Below are 15,897 nucleotides of genomic sequence, written 5' to 3' on the forward strand. Positions count from 1 at the left end.
GAAGACCATAAAATTGGGATACCTTTAAAATTGGGGAACCTTTAAAATTGGGGAACCTTTAAGTGTCAGGAGATTAATTATCCCGAAAACCCATGTGTAAAACGAAGGTGGAGCAACTTTTCGATGTCTTTTTTAACCAATTTCCTTTTAGGGCTCGGGCTGGCAATGGACGCTTTTGCGGTTTCTGTGTCAAGCAGCACCACAATAAGGCCTTTTCGGGTCAGTGATGCTCTTAAGCTGGCTGTTTTTTTCGGGAGCTTTCAGGCCCTGATGCCTGTACTTGGTTGGATTGGGGGAAGTACGGTAAGCGGTTTTGTTTCGGACTATGCCCCCTGGATTGCATTCGGGCTTCTGGCTCTTATCGGGGGCAAAATGATTTATGAGGCTCTTTACGGAGACCCGGACGGAAAAATAAATTCCCTTAACTACTCCGTACTTTTCCTGTTAGCTGTTGCAACGAGCATAGACGCCCTTGCAGTGGGCATAAGTTTTGCTTTTCTGGGGACACCCATTCTTGAGCCCGTAATTATCATAGGCTGTGTAACTTTTGTCATGTCTTTTTGCGGGGCAATCCTGGGATACCGGCTGGGGCATTTCTTTGAACACGAAGTCGAAATTCTTGGTGGGCTCATTCTGATCGGGCTCGGCGGAAAAATCCTTGCCGAACATTTGCTCTGGATCTGAAAAATCTCCGGAGAGTCTGAAAAAGTTACGCCAGATTCATATACTCCAAGCGTAGATGCAGTACCATGAAACTCGCGGTAATCGAAGGTGATGGGATCGGAAGGGAGGTAATTCCTGCAGCTGTAGAGGTCCTGAACGCATTCGGGCTTGAGCTTGAGAAAGTGCCCCTTGAACTGGGATATGCAAGATGGGAACGAACAGGGAGTGCGATCTCGGAAGAAGATATTGACACAATAAAAGGGTGCGACGCTGTTCTTTTCGGGGCGGTTACCACAGTGCCTGACCCGAGTTACAAAAGTGTGCTTCTCACTATCCGAAAGGAACTTGACCTCTATGCCAATGTGAGGCCCGTCAAACCCCTCCCCGGCATAACGGGCGTTACCGGGAGAAATGATTTTGATTTTATTATTGTAAGGGAAAATACGGAAGGGCTATACTCCGGGATTGAGGAAATAGGGCCTGACCTTTCCTGGACAAAGAGAGTAGTCACCCGAAAAGGCTCTGAGAGGATTGCAGAATATGCCTGCAAGCTTGCAAAGCAGAGAAAGAACAAACTTACTATTGTCCACAAATCCAATGTCCTGAAGTCAGACAAGCTCTTCCTTGACGTTTGCCGGCAGGTTGCCAGCTCACATGGGGTGGAATACGGCGACACGCTGGTCGATTCTATGGCTTACAGCCTTATGATGCGCCCCGAAAAATACGACGTTGTGGTTACCACAAACCTTTTCGGAGACATCCTGAGCGATATGTGCGCAGCCCTTGTGGGAAGCCTGGGGCTTGTCCCGAGCGCCAACATAGGGGAGAAATACGCTTTTTTCGAGCCTGTACACGGGAGTGCCCCGGACATCGCAGGAAAAGGTATTGCAAATCCTCTTGCGGCAATTCTCTGCGTGAAGATGCTGCTTGAATGGGATGGCAGGGGAAAAGAAGCAGCTGTTATTGATAGAGCTATCAGCCATGTACTGGAAAAGAAACTCATAACTCCGGACCTCGGGGGCTCCAGCACCACTGCGGAAGTAGGGCATGCGGTTGCAAACTATGTAATACAGAATCTCTAAAAAGGGAATTTTTAAAATAGAGTATTTAAAGCAAAATGTTTGTAGGCAGGGATTATAAACGGAATCTGCAAAATAGATCTGTAAAAAATAGATCTGTAAAAAATAGATCTGTAAAAAATAGATCTGTAAAAAATAGATCTGTAAAAAATAAACCTGTAAAAAATAGATCTGTAAAAAATAGATCTGTAAAAAATGGCAGTGTGCCAATTTTTCTGTAAAATTCTCTCTATATCCTTTTAGTCTTCTTTTTTGATTACTGTTCCATTATTAAATACTTATTTCCTGTGATCCAATCTTCATTAATATCGATCAGTATTGAGACAATCAGTCTCAATACTGATTCCTGGTTAGGGAATGCCCCTACCACCTTGCTTCTTCTTTTTATCTCCTTGTTAGTTCTTTCCATGATATTTGTTGTCCTTATTCTTCTCCAATGACTCTTTGGAAACTGCATATAATTCATTACATCATACTGAAACCTTTCAAGGGTATCAGCTGCGCCTTTATATCCCATCTTATCCAGTTCCCTTATCAAATCGCTGTATTTCTGACGGTCTACCAATGCTTCTTTTATCTTCTCTGCTACTTCTTTTTGCTTTTTTTTTGGAACCTTTTTTAGAGCTTGTCTTGTCAGATGTACATGGCACATCTGCCAGCTTGATCCAATAAAGGATTCTCTAACTGCTTTTTGTATTCCTTTATGACCATCAGAAACAATTAACTTGACACCTCTTAAACCTCTTTCTTTCAGGTCTTCGAATAGATCTTGCCAGAGTAGGGAGTCTTCACTATCTGCCAATCTTGTTCCAAGAATCTCACGATAACCGTCATCCCTGATTCCAGCAACTATAAAGAGAGCTTTATTTTCATAATGAAGTCCGTCTCTTACTTTCAAATAGGTTGCATCGATAAACAGATAAGGAATTTCTTGTTCTATTGGCTTTGAGAGGAATTCAGAAACCTTTTCATCAAGCTCTTTTGTAATTCTGGAAACAGAAGAGGCTGAGATTCCCTTAATTCCTAAGGAAGTCATAACCTTATCCACCCTTCGGGTGGAAACACCTTGCAAGTAAGATTCGGCTACAGCGGATAAGATGGCCTGTTCAACTCGAGAATATTTCTCAAAAACCTCTGTTTCAAAGGGAAATTCACGGAATTGAGGCTTTAATAATTCAAGCTCTCCATACTTGGTAAGGAGAGTACGGGGTTTGTAACCGTTTCTACTGGCTTTGCGAGAATCAGTTCTCTCATAACGTTTTGCACCAGCCTGGAGGAGGGCTTCCTCCTCCATTACAAGGTTTAAAAACCAGGTAATTAACTGGCGAATTCCATCTTCCTGATCGAAAAGATAATCTTTTATGAGTGAGAATAAATCTACCATTGACTCTGCATCCTGTTTTTTTGTGGTGAAGAAAAAGGATACAGAGTCAATCATATTTTACAGAACTTTCGGTACACTGCCTAAAAAATAGATCTGTAAAAAATAAACCTGTAAAAAATAAACCTGTAAAAAATAAATCTGTAAAAAATAAATCTGTAAAAAAAATCGTCAGTAGTAAATACCTGGGTATTCCGTATATTCTCTGTCTTTTTCTTTACTGAAGGGATTTTAATATTTTAAAATCCCTTTTATTACAGACATATTGTGCTGTTAAAAGCATACAATTCTGCTGTTGCAAAAAAATAACCGCAGTGGACTTTTGATATGTTGCTAACGAATGAATGGGGGTTTAATTCTGCCAGAGTTTTTCGATGTTTCACAGCTTATTACTGAAGAGATGGTCGTATATCCCGGAAATCCCGAACCTTCGATCGAGAGATATGCCTCCGTACCGAAGGATGGGGTAAATGAGTCTATTCTTACTCTGGGATGTCACACGGGCACGCATGTTGATTCAAGGCTGCATCTCCGGGAAGGAAAAGAAGGAGTTGCGTCCCTTCCTCTTGAAAGCTTTTATGGGAAATGCAGGGTTTTTGACCTTGTCCATGTGGAAGAAGAGATCCACAGGCAGGACCTTGAAGGGTTCCGAATCGATTCCGGGGACATAGTGCTTCTCAAGACGAGAAACTCTGCCCTTGGATACGTAAAATTCCTTGAGAATTACGTGCACCTGAAAATGGATGCAGCCGAATACCTTGTCAGTGCAGGAGTCAAAACCCTGGGGTTCGACTACCTCCGAGTCAAAAAGCTTGAAGAGGATGACGAGGTTCATGAACTGCTCCTCAATAACATGACCCTGTTTGAAGGCCTCAACCTTGCGGGCGTGCATGAAGGGGAGTATACGTTCCTGGGCTTGCCCCTTCTTATAGATGCGGAGGGTGCTCCGGCAAGAGTCCTGCTGATCAAAGAATAATTACAAAAAATTATGGGAAATTACGAAAGATTACGAAAAGCAGTAGAATTGACTCTATTTAAAAAAAGTTGAAAAAGAAGTTCGAGAGATCGCTGTTTCTGTCCTTACAGGCTCTCTCCACATTTATCGGTATCAAACATTTTTTCACGTTTTTTCACGTCTCTTCTCATTTAGTTCTGAATTGTTTTTTCTGCTACTTCCAGGTTTATCCACTCCTGTTCAATTCCGCCTGAACTTTGCCCGCTTGAACTTTGCTGGCATTCATTTCTAAAAGATTCGAACAATGCATAATAATAGGCTCTCTCAACAAGGTATTTGAAAAATTCATCCATAATTTTTCCCTTTCCCCGTACAATACTTCTACCTCATATTTGATAAATATTTGCAAGTTAATCTCTTGATATACTAAAAAAATTTATAACATAAATACCAAGAATTTTCATCAAGAATCCTGTGAGGAACATGTATGAACAAAAAAAGTTTTTTTATCGTTCTTATTCTTTTATCGGTTGTTTTAGTTTCCGGCTGCAGCAGTTCTGTCGGTAATCCCCCCGAAAAACCCGGCACTGCAGATTCCAATTTTGAAAGTGTTGAGGACTCAGGTTCAGGTACTGGCAGTGGTGATATCGATGTTCTCTATCAGGTCTCAACAATCGATGCCCTGCTTCAGGGAGTTTATGATGGAGTTCTGCCAGTTGCGGAACTTGAAACCCACGGGGACTTTGGCATAGGAACTTTTGACGGACTCGAAGGGGAAATGCTTGCCCTTGATGGCAATTACTATCAGATAAAAACCGATGGAATTGCTTATCCCGTCTCCGGGGAAATGACAACTCCTTTTGCCACTGTCACCTGTTTTGAAGCCGATGAAAATTTCCGGCTTGAGGAGCCTGCAAACCTTAGCGAGCTTGAAGCCTTCCTCGACATGAACCTGCCTTCGGAAAACCTTTTTTATGCGGCCAGGGTTGACGGCAATTTCTCTTACATAAAAGCACGAAGCGTGCCAAGACAGGAGAAACCCTATCCCAAACTTGCGGATGCCGTATCCACCCAGTCGGTCTTCGAATTTGAAAACATAAGCGGGACACTGGTAGGGTTCAGAGCCCCTGAATATGTGAAAGGTGTGAACGTGCCGGGGTATCACCTTCACTTCATTACAGCGGATAGGAGCGCTGGCGGGCATGTTCTGGACCTTGAGATGGATAACGGGGATGTTTCCCTCGACATTACCAGCGCGTTCTTCATGGAGCTTCCCACCAGCGGAGACTTCTACAACGTGGAACTGGGACAGGACCTCCAGGCTGATATGGAAAAGGTTGAAAAGTGATTTCTAACTCTCACTTTTAATGCTTTCCTTTACTTCTGGAAGGTAAATTCCCCCCTTCCCCTTTTATTTTTGTTTTATTCAACTTACTTCTTACTAATTTTACCTTCATTTCTCCCCCTCACTTCCACTCAATTTTTTATTTCATCTCCCTTTACTTCTTCTCAATTTTACTTCCTTTTTTCCTTTAGATCTTGTAAATTTTTCAGGTCTGTTAGTTCGGATTACTTTCTTTTATTTTTTTATTTGTTTCTTTTCTCTTTTCCTCTTGAATTTTTGTTGAGACTCGCATCTCAACATTCCGCCAGTTCATAGAGGTCTTGCAGCTTTTACTATCCTGATTTTCTATTCCCAATTTACTATTCCCAATTTACTATTCCCAATTTGTTATATTGCTTTGCTGTTCCCCATTTACTATTCTGGTTCACTATTCCCTATACAACTGTTAACTGAATTTCGGTCTTTACACTACCGGTCTTTACACGTTCGGTACTGAAACTTTCATCTTCAGGTCCATTCCCGGTATCTCCCCGAATTGTCCGGAAATATAAGTGTTTCTGAAGCTTTCAAACTGTTCATAGTACTGAGCACGTTCAACCAGTCCTTTGAATATCTCTTCCATTGTATTCACCTCTATTCCCAAAAACTACTTCAGTATTTATTAAGCTCCGCCAAGCAGGGTGAAAGTATTATTCGATGAAGGCCCTGAGGTGAAGGTTTCAATATCCATACGGTTACTATTCCTGAAAATATCTCACTAAATGCTGAAATTGTTTAGATAGATCTCAGGAGAACGAACCGGGGTGTTTCAAAAAAGAGTTTAAAATAAAAAAGGTGCGGGGAGTCTGGTTTACTACTCTTTTGCAACAGCCGCAAGCTGCTCCCCGAGTTTTCTGCATCTTTCCAGTTCTTTTTCATATGGTCTGTACCGAACCTGCAGCCCGGGTTCCAGCACCTCTATTCCTGCATCTTTTAATTCTTTTTCTACTGTTTTTACTGCTCCTCCCCCCCAGCCGTATGACCCGAAAGCCACAGCTTTTTTCTTCTGGGGGCGCAGGCCTTTGAGGTATACCAGGAAGTCTCCTATTGTTGGGAAAAGCCCGTTATTAAGAGTTGGGGAGCCAACCGCAAAGGCAGCTGCATCGAGCATCTCTTTCATTATATGGTTCCGGGTGTTTTTCCGGAGGTTAAGAAGTTTGACCTCAACTCCTGCTGCCCGGACGGTCTCTGCAATCTCAGTTGCCATTATTTCCGTGCTTCCCCACATAGTATCGTATATGACAAGCACTTTTTCCTTTACTTCCCCATTAGCCCATGCCCTGTATGCCTCAAGGATTTTTTTGAGGTCCTGTTTCCAGATGATCCCGTGGGAAGGGGCGATCTGCAGAGGGTCCACTCCCAGTTTGTCCATTACTCCCATAAAACGAATCAGAGGCATGTGAAACGGCATCAGTATGTTTGCATAATACTCGGCAGCATCCGGGATAACATCCTCTACTTCGAAGTCGTATCTCTTTGATGTGGCTATATGCTGCCCGAAACCATCATTTGAGAAGAGAATCCTGTCTTCTTTCAGGAAGGTTTCCATGCTGTCAGGCCAGTGAAGCATTGTGGCTTCAAGGAACATGAGGGTCTTGCCTCCAAGGTCCAGCAGGTCGCCTGTCTTCACAATCTCAAGGTCCCAGTCCTCGCTGCCCGAGCCCCTGAAGTAGCCATTGAGGATATCAACGCCCCGTTTTGTAATGAAAATCTTTGCATCGGTTTGTTTCTTGAGCTCTGCCAGTGAACCTGCATGGTCAAGTTCCATATGGTTTACTACAATGTAGTCGAGCTTTGAAGGGTCGATTATCCGGGTAATACGCCTGAGCATTTCTCCCGCAAAGGGAGCCTTTACGGTATCGATAAGGGCAGTTTTTTCTCCCACAATAAGGTAGGAGTTGTAGGTTGTCCCGCCCGGCGTGGTAAACCCGTGAAAGTCCCTGCCGTTCCAGTCGATTGCTCCTACCCAGTAAACTCCCTTCGCAAGTTCGACGGCTCCATCGGTTTTTTCTACTTCCATATCCTCACAGCCCTCTCGGTTTTTCAGGTCTGCATCCGGAACTGGGTGATATATTCAAGATAGCTGTCAATAGTCTCGTAGTGACCTCTTTCGTACCTTGAAAGCATTTCAAAGAATTTTTTCTGAGTTTCGTCTTCGACCCTTTTTGCCATTTCCGAATAAAAGTCTTCACTCTTTCTTTCATGTCTCATGGCTGCCAGAAGAATGCCTGCATCTCCGAGAGTGATTTCGCCCACTTTTGTTCGGCTGACATCGAATTCAGGGCTAAAGGACTGCCCGCTGGGAACTTCCGTGCTGATTGCCGGTAGTTCTTTTTTGTCACGGTAATTTTCGAGGTAGCCAAGATGTTTCGCCTCTTCACCGGCCAGCTCTTCGTAGAGTTCCTTAAATTTTGGATTTTCCATTAAGGCAGCCTGCTGCAGATAGAATTCCCTTGCTTCTTTTTCTCTCTCAATTGCAAGAGCTATGGCTTCTTCGATTCCCTTCAGATTTTTTACTTCCTCGACTGTGTCCTGATACGCGCTTTTCATATCTTTTACCCCTCCGGGACTATTTTTATCCGATTTCCCCTTCCTTTCAAAGGTTTAATTTCCTGTTTCCTTCTTTGTTCTGGATTTCTTTTTTTCTTTCACTTTTAAGGTTATATCCTCAGAAGGCTTTTCAAGCCCGAATATATCATAAATGTCATAGGGACTGGCAAGTACGTTTATGTTTTCCATTTGCGCAAGTTTTTCCGAATTTGTAACATCTACTTCGCGCATACTTAGTTCAAATGCCTTACCGCTGGGCGCAGCAGTTTTTACGGTCCCCCTTTTCTGGTCTACCGGCAGGATGAAAATAGGCGTTTTTCCTTTTGCGGTCTGGGAAACCGCATTCGTAACAAGGGTATCTGCAATCCCGTACGCGATCTTTGCCACCGTATTGGCAGTTGCCGGGGCTATGAGCAGGAAATCATAATACCCCATCTGCAATGGGCCTGCAATGAATGGGGAATTGGGGCCTGCATCTACCTTGAAGTTAGGGAAATCTTTCTGGATTTTGTCCCAGAGGTGATACCATTTCATTACGGTTTCGCCCTCTTTGGACAGAAAAACCATTGTTTCAACGCCTGTTCGGTTCTTAATGTCTACCAGAATACTATATGTCTCAATCATCTGGTCTCCGGAACCTGTAATTCCCCATGCTATACGTTTAACTTTCTTGCCTAGCGGTTCTATCAAAATAACACCCTCCTTAAGGTTTCAATCCAATCTATGATGACTTATTATCCTGATTATATGACTTTTAATCGTATTTCCGAACTTCTAACCCTTTATTTCCAGTCCTAATGGTTTGTTATTATTTATTTCGCTGCTTATTGTTTCGCTGCTGATTTGTTTCGCTGCCTATTTGTCTCACTGCTTATTTTTCTCCTTTAGGCATTTCCGGTTTTTGAGCTTCGGGCTCCGCTCCGGAACTGGCTTTCTTTATAAGCCGGGTTGTCTGGATAAGTTTCTTCAGGGTTCTTCTAAGGCTTCTCATGCCTTCCGAATCCTCCGAAACTCCTTCCGCTCCCCTGTCCTTCGACCAGAAGGTTCCTCCCATATTTGCTCCGAAAGAGCCTCCTCCGACGGGGATCATCTCGTTAATTACATAAAAGTTATGAATCGTCTGGATAGCAGGTTCCTGCCCTCCTATGCGGTCTCCTCCGTCCGCGATTCCCATCCCAACTTTATTCAAAAAGATCTTCGGGTCTTTTGCAACCACGGCCCTGCAGCGGTCCATTATCGTTTTTGTCTGGGCACTTAAAGTTCCCTGATAGACGGGAGTCCCTATAATCCAGGCATCAGCCCAGATCATTTTGTCGTACAGTTCAGCCGAAATGTCGTCTTTGTGGATACAGCCTTCTTTTTTCCTTATGCAGAAATCGCAGTGGATGCAGAAGTTTAACTTTTTCCCTTTGGCAGAGAAATAGTCGGTTTCTGCCCCGTACTTTTCCTTTGCGATCTTCAAAGCTTCCCGGACCAGAAAATCAGTCGCCATATTCCTGGGACTTCCCGATATTCCCAGAATTTTTATCGGTTTGGTTTCAGTTTCTTGCATGTCCCATCTCCGGCATCCCTTTTAAAAAATTAATCATATACCTGAACATATATGCTGGTATGTCTTTTGGGCACATAATTTTATGCTCTGGTAGCCTGAATGCCCTCATTTTTCATTTTGTCGTTTTTTCATGCCTTTCGTCTTTTTCTATGCCTTTTGCAGAAACTTCCCAGAGAGAGGGCAATAAGCGTTCCTGCGGTCCCAAAGCCGGGGGTGGATTTTTCTTCCTCCGGATAAGTTGCCATATCAATCACAGGCACCGAATAGGCCCCTTCTCCGAAAAGCTCATTTATATGTTCCTGGGAGGCTGACCGATAGTGAAGGACTGCCTTAACACTGATTGGATTGGAAGCGTTTTGAGGCATTGAAAAAGGATGTTTTTCAACTACGGAGGATTTAGGTTTTATCCTGTTATCGGAAAGTATACTTTCTGCTTCCCAAACTTTTACCGTGGGATTTCCTTCGGAGTCGGCAAAAACCGTGTGATAGATCGTTGCTTCGGGGTCAATGTTGCCTTCACTGTCAAGACCCCCTGAGTGGTAAATTTCCTTTCCTTCAGCGTCCAGTGCAATAAGTTCAAGCCACATCTCTCTGTCTTCGGTGACCCCGGTTGGAATTTTGTGTCCTGCCCCTGTGTTAGTAATTTCTACTTCCACTTCCACATTCTCACCCGGTTCTGCCGAATCGGGAGCCGTTACCTCGATTTCTGCGGCGTGCTGAAGGTACTCAATAGCCCTTTTTTCGTGTCTTCCTTCGCCCATGATACCTGTTACGAAAGCGTTTGCACCCACAAAGTAATGGGTATACACATGTGCCCTTTCCGGGCCTGTCGAGGCAGCTTTTCCGGGGTTTTCCTCGAAGCCGACAATTCCCGGGGTCATGTGGCAGGCCTGGCAGTTCACTCCTTCTTCAGCGTATGGGCTTTCTTCCCATTCGGTATAGGTGGCTGCAAGAGTCAGGTTATTTACCGGGTGGTAGATGTTATGGCACATGCCGCAGTATCCGGACTCATTATAGAATTCATGTGCTTCCGTCTCATGGGAAGGGGATTCCGAATCCGTCCTGCTTCCCCATTTTACACCCCCGGGTTCAAGGACATAAGGGGCGTTTCCTATCCCTTCGCTTTCGGCAATCGAGTGGCAGAAATCACACTGGACCCCTTCTTTTGCAACCTCGCTCAGGTTGGAGCCGTCGAGAGGAGGGATTTCAGCCGAAACCATTCCTATGGGCGTATGGCAGCGAGAACAAAATTCCGGAGGAAGCTCCTGTGCTTCCGCAGCTGCCCCGTATTCCTGAAGCATTGCCTGGTAAAAGAAGTCGATGTCTGCATTCGAATGCATCGAGCCGTCCCATTCCCCGAAACTGCTCCCATGGCAGTTCGAGCAGAGGCCGGACTTCGAAAACTGGCTCGAGGTAAAGTCCCCGGGCTCGCTCGGATCTGCCATGGCAGAGGATGCTAGGATTCCTGCGAATAAAAAAATGGTAATCAAAAGTCCCGTGCTTTTCACTGACGTTCCCTCCAGACTTTGTCCTCAGGTTTTCAGGCTTTCCAGGTGCACGTTTGCCTTTTCTCCCCAGATATTATTCCGATTTACCGGAAATGTTTTCCAGAGACCGTGAACGTTGATGTTCTCCCGGGGGCGCAGGTTTATGGTTACGGATTTTTTTTCTCCGTAACCTCCTGCAAGTTCAGTCTTCAAACGTTATAGTTCCACTTCCCCTCGGGCGATAGAGTCCAGCTATCCCCTTCTCCCTGTCAGTTTTTCAGCTCATCTTAATGGTCGTGAACTCTTCCCAGAGCCCATGGATGTTGCAGCTTTCAAGAGCCCGGAGTTTACTCTCTTTTCCTGCCAGGGATTTGTCTGCCTCAACCGTGAATGTGGCTTCAGCTTTTTTGTTTTCTAAAGAGAGGTTTGCCCTCCCTATTTTTTTCTCATTGAGGTAGAGTTCGATCCATTCGATGTGATGCTTTTCCTCCATTACATGAGGAATTAGCCCCACTTCCACGATCACATCAAAAGGCTCTCCTGCAGCAATAGCTTCCGGTACGTTGATTTTAGGAATGTGCTTTTTTTCGCCTTCGGTAAGGTTGTTAGGGTCCGCAGGCTTGTTTATTTTTTCTTCCGCCATTCTCTCCCTTCGTTGTTTTGTTTTAAAAATGTAATTTTAAAAATGTAGTTTTTATTCGTTCTCAAATTTGGCTTCACATTTCTTTCAGCATTTTAAGAGCATTCCTGCATGCAGCCACGGCAGGAGCACCTGAGGTGATGAAGATGACTTCCATCGTCTCCATGATCTCTTCTTTGGTAGCTCCGTTTTTGAGCGCACTTTTCATCTGGGCTACGGTACAGGACTCGCACTGCTTTGATGCTACAACCGCAAGAGCCATAAGAATTTTTGTCTTGGCTGGGAGGGCTCCGTCTGTCAGTATTTTGTGATCGCATCTTCTGTATTTGTGCAGGAATTCCGGATCAAGATCTCCCAGAGTCTCCAGAATTTGAGGAGTGAACCCCATTTTTTCTCCCATACTCTCCAGTATTTCTTTGTGCTCTGTCATTTTACCAGTCTCCTTACTCCGATAACTACCAGTTGTTCTTGATTGATATTTACGTTGATTATTTATATCGATTATTCATTAATATTTCTCAAATCTGTGTTCAGGCCTGTTACTACCTTTCCTGAAGCCCTTTATTAAAGTCCGTATCCTTTGTACAGGCTACGCAACAATCTTTTCAAACGCAGAACCCGTCTCCGAGAATAGAACTGATGCATTCCTTGCACATCATCCTTGGAAGCCCCTTCTTTAGCGTTTTGTGGGGCAGCGGATACCCTCCCCCCTTCATGGGGAATTCTACCTGCTGGATATGTTCCAGGCAGAGCCCTTTTCCACAGACGATGCAAACACCCACTGCTTCACTGTCCTTACTCTCTTCAAGGCAATCGTAACATTTTAGCATACTTGACCACCTCAGCAAACTTCATTAAACAGACAGTTCTCCTTCAGAGCCTCATGGCAGGGGACACAGACAATTCTTTTGATGTGTTCCTTGTCAGGCTTAAGTTCGATAGGATAGTCACCTTCCCACGCAGGCGTTTCCTCGTGGATAAGGTGTTCTTTGCAAACCCCTCTTCCACATACGATACAAATTCCCACAGCATCCGTATCTTTGCCTTCTCTGGCACATTCGTAACATTTCATTACTTTTCCCTCCAATCAGGAAATCCTGTTTTTATCCGAATTTTATCCGAACATTTTCAGGTCTGAAATATCATAAACCTATCCATGAGAGAATTTCTGAATATTTCGTTATTATTCTTCTATAAGGGTCATATCTTCCCCGCAGCAGACAAGTGTTCCACCTCCTACTTCCGTTACAACGACCTCGTTGCCGCAGATCTCGCAGCGATACTTTTCTCCTTTTCTGGATACAGCCATGGCTACTTCACCTCCTTGCTTCTTACTTTTAATACCTCAAAACTTTTAAACGGGCTTTCCCCTTCCCTTAAGCCACGAAATTACTCCGGGTTTCACCAACACTCATACATGTTAACCATTCTTTGTATATAATTGTAAGGATTTTTTAAAAAGTAACATGAATTTTCCCCTTCTATCCTGATCTGTCTTATTTTTTTCATACATTTTCGTCCGGAGTTTCAGGGCCTTTCTTCTCCTCTTTTCACTGCGAATAACCTCAATTTTTTCCCTTTCTAACCGTGGAAAGGTCCTCAAATTTCGAGACCCCACATTTTTACAATATAAATCTTTTCCTGCTCCCTGGCAATAAACTTCCTCTAAAATAGGCTAATCAGTTTTTTTCCTGCAGCTTATCCTCACCGCTTGAAATCCGACATGGAACTGCCCTATTCTGGAAAAGGTTTATAAGGTTTGATTATTTCTTTTGAATGGGTCAGGTATTTAACAGGTCTTCACTCGAAAGGACTACTTGAGGATTCGTTTTATCAGTCTTTTTATATACAATTCATTTAATACAGTTAATTATATATAGATTCTTAAATACTGTTATGTGAATTCTAGTTAGGGTTGTAATTAACATCGATTGTAACGGATGTTAATTATAATTTAAAGGATATTTTTATATGGGACGAAAAAGAGACCCATCTAGCCACTAAGCAGTAGTTAAAGGAGTAATCAAAGATGAAGTTCGGAATCGAATTTGTGCCGAGCGATCCTGCCTTAAAGATCGCATATTACGCAAAGCTCTCAGAACAGCAGGGATTCGACTACGTCTGGATCACTGACCACTATAACAACCGTGACGTATATTCCACTCTTACCGTTCTCGCTCTGAATACCAACAGCATCAAGATCGGTTCCGGTGTTACGAACTCCTATACCAGGAACCCTGCAATTACAGCATCCAGTATTGCCTCCATTGCCGAAATTTCCGGCGGCAGGGCAGTCCTAGGGCTCGGACCCGGAGACAAAGCAACTTTCGATGCCATGGGCATTGCCTGGGAAAAGCCTCTTGCAACCACCAAAGAAGCAATTCAGGCAATCAGAAGCTTCATTGAAGGCAAGAAAGTCTCCATGGACGGCGAAATGGTCAAGTTCGCAGGTGCAAAGCTTGCTTTTAAAGCTGGAAATGTTCCAATTTACATGGGTGCCCAGGGTCCCAAGATGCTCGAACTTGCCGGTGAAGTTGCAGACGGTGTTCTGATCAACGCGTCCCACCCGAAAGACTTTGAAGTCGCTGTGGAACAGATCCGCAAGGGTGCCGAAAAAGCCGGTCGCGACCCCAGCGAAGTCGATGTTACTGCATACGCCTGCTTCTCCATTGACAAAGACCCTGCAAAAGCGGTCAACGCTGCAAAAGTAGTGGTCGCTTTCATCGTTGCAGGTTCCCCTGACCTTGTCCTTGAAAGGCACGGCATTCCGGTCGATGCCAAGAAGCAGATCGGTGATGCTATTGCCAAGGGAGACTTCGGAGCCCTCATGGGTGGACTTGTTACCCCCCAGATGATCGAAGCCTTTGCAATCTGCGGAACCCCGGAGGACTGCATGAAGAGGATTAAGGATCTTGAGGCAATCGGAGTTACTCAGATTGTTGCCGGGTCCCCGATCGGTCCTGACAAAGAAAAAGCAATAAAGCTTATAGGCAAAGAGATCATTGCAAAGATGTAATTTTTATTACATCTTGCATAATCATTTTTAATTTATTTCGTTATATTTCTAAAAACATCTTGCCATTAAGGCAAGCATATCAAGGCATTGGAGGTAAATAATTGCCACCAAAAATTGCAGAAGTCATTGATTATGACGTATGCGCAGCCTGCGGGGCATGCGAGGCAGTATGTCCCATCGGGGCTGTTAACGTAAAGAAGGCGGCAGGAATTCGAGATCCTAACGATCTGGGCCTGTATGAAAAAGGAGGCGGATACCAGGTTTGTGAAGGTTGCTTAACCTGTAGCCGAGTCTGTCCGGTAGTTGACGGTTTCATCCAGGACGAGCTTGCAAATGTGCGCAAGTTCTTTGGTGCAAAGTCAAAGGACAATGTCGGTAGCCAGGATGGTGGAGTAACCAGCGGCATCCTCAAGTCTCTCTTCAAACAGGGCAAAATCGACTGTGCAGTCGGGATTACCAGAAATGAGAAATGGGAGCCTGAAGTTGTCCTGCTGACAAGCGCGGAAGACGTGGAACGGACAAGAGGGACAAAGTATACCTCAGACCCCGTGCTCGCAGCGCTCAGGGAAGCCTTCGAAAAGTACGACCGGATTGCAGTTGTCGGAGTTCCCTGTCAGGCTCATGCTGCACGTTTGATCCGGGAAAATGTAAACGAAAAGATCGTGCTCATTATCGGACTGCTCTGTATGGAAAGTTTCCATCATGATGTCATGCTTGAAAAGATCATTCCTGAAATCCTTAAGGTAAAGATCGAGGATATCCGGAAGATGGAGTTCACCAAGGGTAAGTTCTGGGTCTACACCGATGACGGAGAGGTTCACTCCGTGCCAATCAAGGATGTGGCCAAGTTTGCAAGAAACCCCTGCCACCACTGCTGTGATTATACCTCGGTCTTTGCCGATATCTCGGTTGGTTCGGTCGGGGCGCCTGACGGGTGGAACTCGGTCTTCATAAGAACCGAAATCGGAGAGAAGTACTTCGATATGGTCCGTGACGATATGGAAATCATGGAAGATCCCAAGCCGGGCCTCGAACTTGTCGGAAAGCTTATCGATATGAAGCGCAAAGGCAACGTTGATCATTTCCTTGAAGTCTGCGAAAAGTTCAGCTTTGAGACCGGAATCCGCAATGAAACGATCTGAAATCAGAAGATATATCCAGATATATCCAAAAAGATAACCAGTACAAAT

General features: G+C 44.4%; 19 protein-coding genes and 1 pseudogene. 6 read left to right on the forward strand and 14 right to left on the reverse strand.

Going from position 1 to position 15,897, the window contains the following annotated elements:
- The first annotated feature begins 123 nt into the window (after window positions 1-123).
- Together ACSAZL_RS02890 and ACSAZL_RS02895 are read left to right on the forward strand one after the other, a co-directional pair.
- Window positions 124-684 (forward strand): manganese efflux pump MntP, encoded by a 561-nt coding sequence (locus ACSAZL_RS02890; RefSeq protein ID WP_440947247.1) that lies wholly within the window; start codon window positions 124-126, stop codon window positions 682-684.
- Between the two features lie 65 nt (window positions 685-749).
- On the forward strand, window positions 750-1,745 hold the full coding sequence (locus tag ACSAZL_RS02895) for an isocitrate/isopropylmalate dehydrogenase family protein (RefSeq protein ID WP_440947248.1): 996 nt from the start codon (window positions 750-752) through the stop codon (window positions 1,743-1,745).
- A 253-nt stretch (window positions 1,746-1,998) separates the two neighbouring features.
- On the opposite strand, the pseudogene ACSAZL_RS02900 reads toward ACSAZL_RS02895, so the two are convergent.
- Window positions 1,999-3,176, reverse strand: a pseudogene (locus ACSAZL_RS02900) (IS256 family transposase).
- A gap of 287 nt (window positions 3,177-3,463) precedes the next feature.
- On the opposite strand from ACSAZL_RS02900, the gene ACSAZL_RS02905 reads away from it, so the two are divergent.
- Window positions 3,464-4,099, forward strand: a complete 636-nt coding sequence (locus tag ACSAZL_RS02905; protein ID WP_440947249.1) for a cyclase family protein — start codon at window positions 3,464-3,466, stop codon at window positions 4,097-4,099.
- A 170-nt stretch (window positions 4,100-4,269) separates the two neighbouring features.
- Here ACSAZL_RS02905 and ACSAZL_RS02910 read toward each other — a convergent pair whose 3' ends face one another.
- The gene (locus ACSAZL_RS02910) at window positions 4,270-4,431 is read right to left on the reverse strand and encodes a hypothetical protein (protein ID WP_440947250.1); all 162 of its coding nucleotides are present in this window, start codon (window positions 4,429-4,431) and stop codon (window positions 4,270-4,272) included.
- Window positions 4,432-4,565: 134 nt separating this feature from the next.
- Here ACSAZL_RS02910 and budA point away from each other — a divergent pair, with 134 nt between their 5' ends.
- Window positions 4,566-5,426: an acetolactate decarboxylase gene (gene budA, locus ACSAZL_RS02915; protein WP_440947251.1), complete on the forward strand. Its 861-nt coding sequence runs from the start codon at window positions 4,566-4,568 to the stop codon at window positions 5,424-5,426.
- A gap of 475 nt (window positions 5,427-5,901) precedes the next feature.
- Here the strand turns inward: budA and ACSAZL_RS02920 are convergent, their stop codons facing one another.
- The 12 genes from ACSAZL_RS02920 to ACSAZL_RS02975 all read right to left on the reverse strand — a co-directional run bounded on the left by ACSAZL_RS02920 (window position 5,902) and on the right by ACSAZL_RS02975 (window position 13,000).
- Window positions 5,902-6,045 (reverse strand): hypothetical protein, encoded by a 144-nt coding sequence (locus ACSAZL_RS02920; protein ID WP_440947252.1) that lies wholly within the window; start codon window positions 6,043-6,045, stop codon window positions 5,902-5,904.
- A 231-nt stretch (window positions 6,046-6,276) separates the two neighbouring features.
- Complete coding sequence (locus ACSAZL_RS02925) at window positions 6,277-7,482, reverse strand: FprA family A-type flavoprotein (RefSeq protein WP_440947253.1); 1,206 nt, start codon at window positions 7,480-7,482, stop codon at window positions 6,277-6,279.
- A 23-nt stretch (window positions 7,483-7,505) separates the two neighbouring features.
- Window positions 7,506-8,012: a ferritin-like domain-containing protein gene (locus ACSAZL_RS02930; protein WP_440947254.1), complete on the reverse strand. Its 507-nt coding sequence runs from the start codon at window positions 8,010-8,012 to the stop codon at window positions 7,506-7,508.
- 54 nt (window positions 8,013-8,066) lie between these two features.
- Window positions 8,067-8,702, reverse strand: a complete 636-nt coding sequence (gene afpA / locus ACSAZL_RS02935) for an archaeoflavoprotein AfpA (RefSeq protein WP_440947255.1) — start codon at window positions 8,700-8,702, stop codon at window positions 8,067-8,069.
- A 181-nt stretch (window positions 8,703-8,883) separates the two neighbouring features.
- Window positions 8,884-9,564, reverse strand: coding sequence for a flavodoxin family protein (locus tag ACSAZL_RS02940; RefSeq protein ID WP_440947256.1), 681 nt, complete (start codon window positions 9,562-9,564; stop codon window positions 8,884-8,886).
- 128 nt (window positions 9,565-9,692) lie between these two features.
- Entirely contained in the window at window positions 9,693-11,072 is a 1,380-nt protein-coding gene (locus tag ACSAZL_RS02945) for a multiheme c-type cytochrome (protein WP_440947257.1), read from the reverse strand.
- A gap of 24 nt (window positions 11,073-11,096) precedes the next feature.
- A complete protein-coding gene (locus ACSAZL_RS02950) occupies window positions 11,097-11,264 on the reverse strand; it encodes a hypothetical protein (RefSeq protein ID WP_440947258.1) in 168 nt (55 codons plus the stop codon).
- 64 nt (window positions 11,265-11,328) lie between these two features.
- Entirely contained in the window at window positions 11,329-11,694 is a 366-nt protein-coding gene (locus ACSAZL_RS02955; protein WP_440947259.1) for a class II SORL domain-containing protein, read from the reverse strand.
- A 73-nt stretch (window positions 11,695-11,767) separates the two neighbouring features.
- The gene (locus ACSAZL_RS02960) at window positions 11,768-12,121 is read right to left on the reverse strand and encodes a carboxymuconolactone decarboxylase family protein (RefSeq protein ID WP_440947260.1); all 354 of its coding nucleotides are present in this window, start codon (window positions 12,119-12,121) and stop codon (window positions 11,768-11,770) included.
- A gap of 175 nt (window positions 12,122-12,296) precedes the next feature.
- Window positions 12,297-12,521, reverse strand: a complete 225-nt coding sequence (locus ACSAZL_RS02965) for a DUF2180 family protein (RefSeq protein WP_440947261.1) — start codon at window positions 12,519-12,521, stop codon at window positions 12,297-12,299.
- Between the two features lie 11 nt (window positions 12,522-12,532).
- A complete protein-coding gene (locus tag ACSAZL_RS02970) occupies window positions 12,533-12,763 on the reverse strand; it encodes a DUF2180 family protein (RefSeq protein WP_011023639.1) in 231 nt (76 codons plus the stop codon).
- A gap of 111 nt (window positions 12,764-12,874) precedes the next feature.
- Complete coding sequence (locus tag ACSAZL_RS02975; protein WP_011023638.1) at window positions 12,875-13,000, reverse strand: desulfoferrodoxin FeS4 iron-binding domain-containing protein; 126 nt, start codon at window positions 12,998-13,000, stop codon at window positions 12,875-12,877.
- Window positions 13,001-13,720: 720 nt separating this feature from the next.
- Here ACSAZL_RS02975 and mer point away from each other — a divergent pair.
- On the forward strand, window positions 13,721-14,707 hold the full coding sequence (mer, locus tag ACSAZL_RS02980) for a 5,10-methylenetetrahydromethanopterin reductase (protein WP_440947262.1): 987 nt from the start codon (window positions 13,721-13,723) through the stop codon (window positions 14,705-14,707).
- A gap of 101 nt (window positions 14,708-14,808) precedes the next feature.
- Window positions 14,809-15,849 (forward strand): F420H2 dehydrogenase subunit FpoF, encoded by a 1,041-nt coding sequence (fpoF, locus tag ACSAZL_RS02985; RefSeq protein ID WP_440947263.1) that lies wholly within the window; start codon window positions 14,809-14,811, stop codon window positions 15,847-15,849.
- The last annotated feature ends 48 nt before the right edge of the window (window positions 15,850-15,897 follow it).

Origin of the sequence: Methanosarcina mangrovi (assembly GCF_052057765.1) — an archaeon.
Taxonomy (GTDB): Archaea; Halobacteriota; Methanosarcinia; order Methanosarcinales; family Methanosarcinaceae; genus Methanosarcina.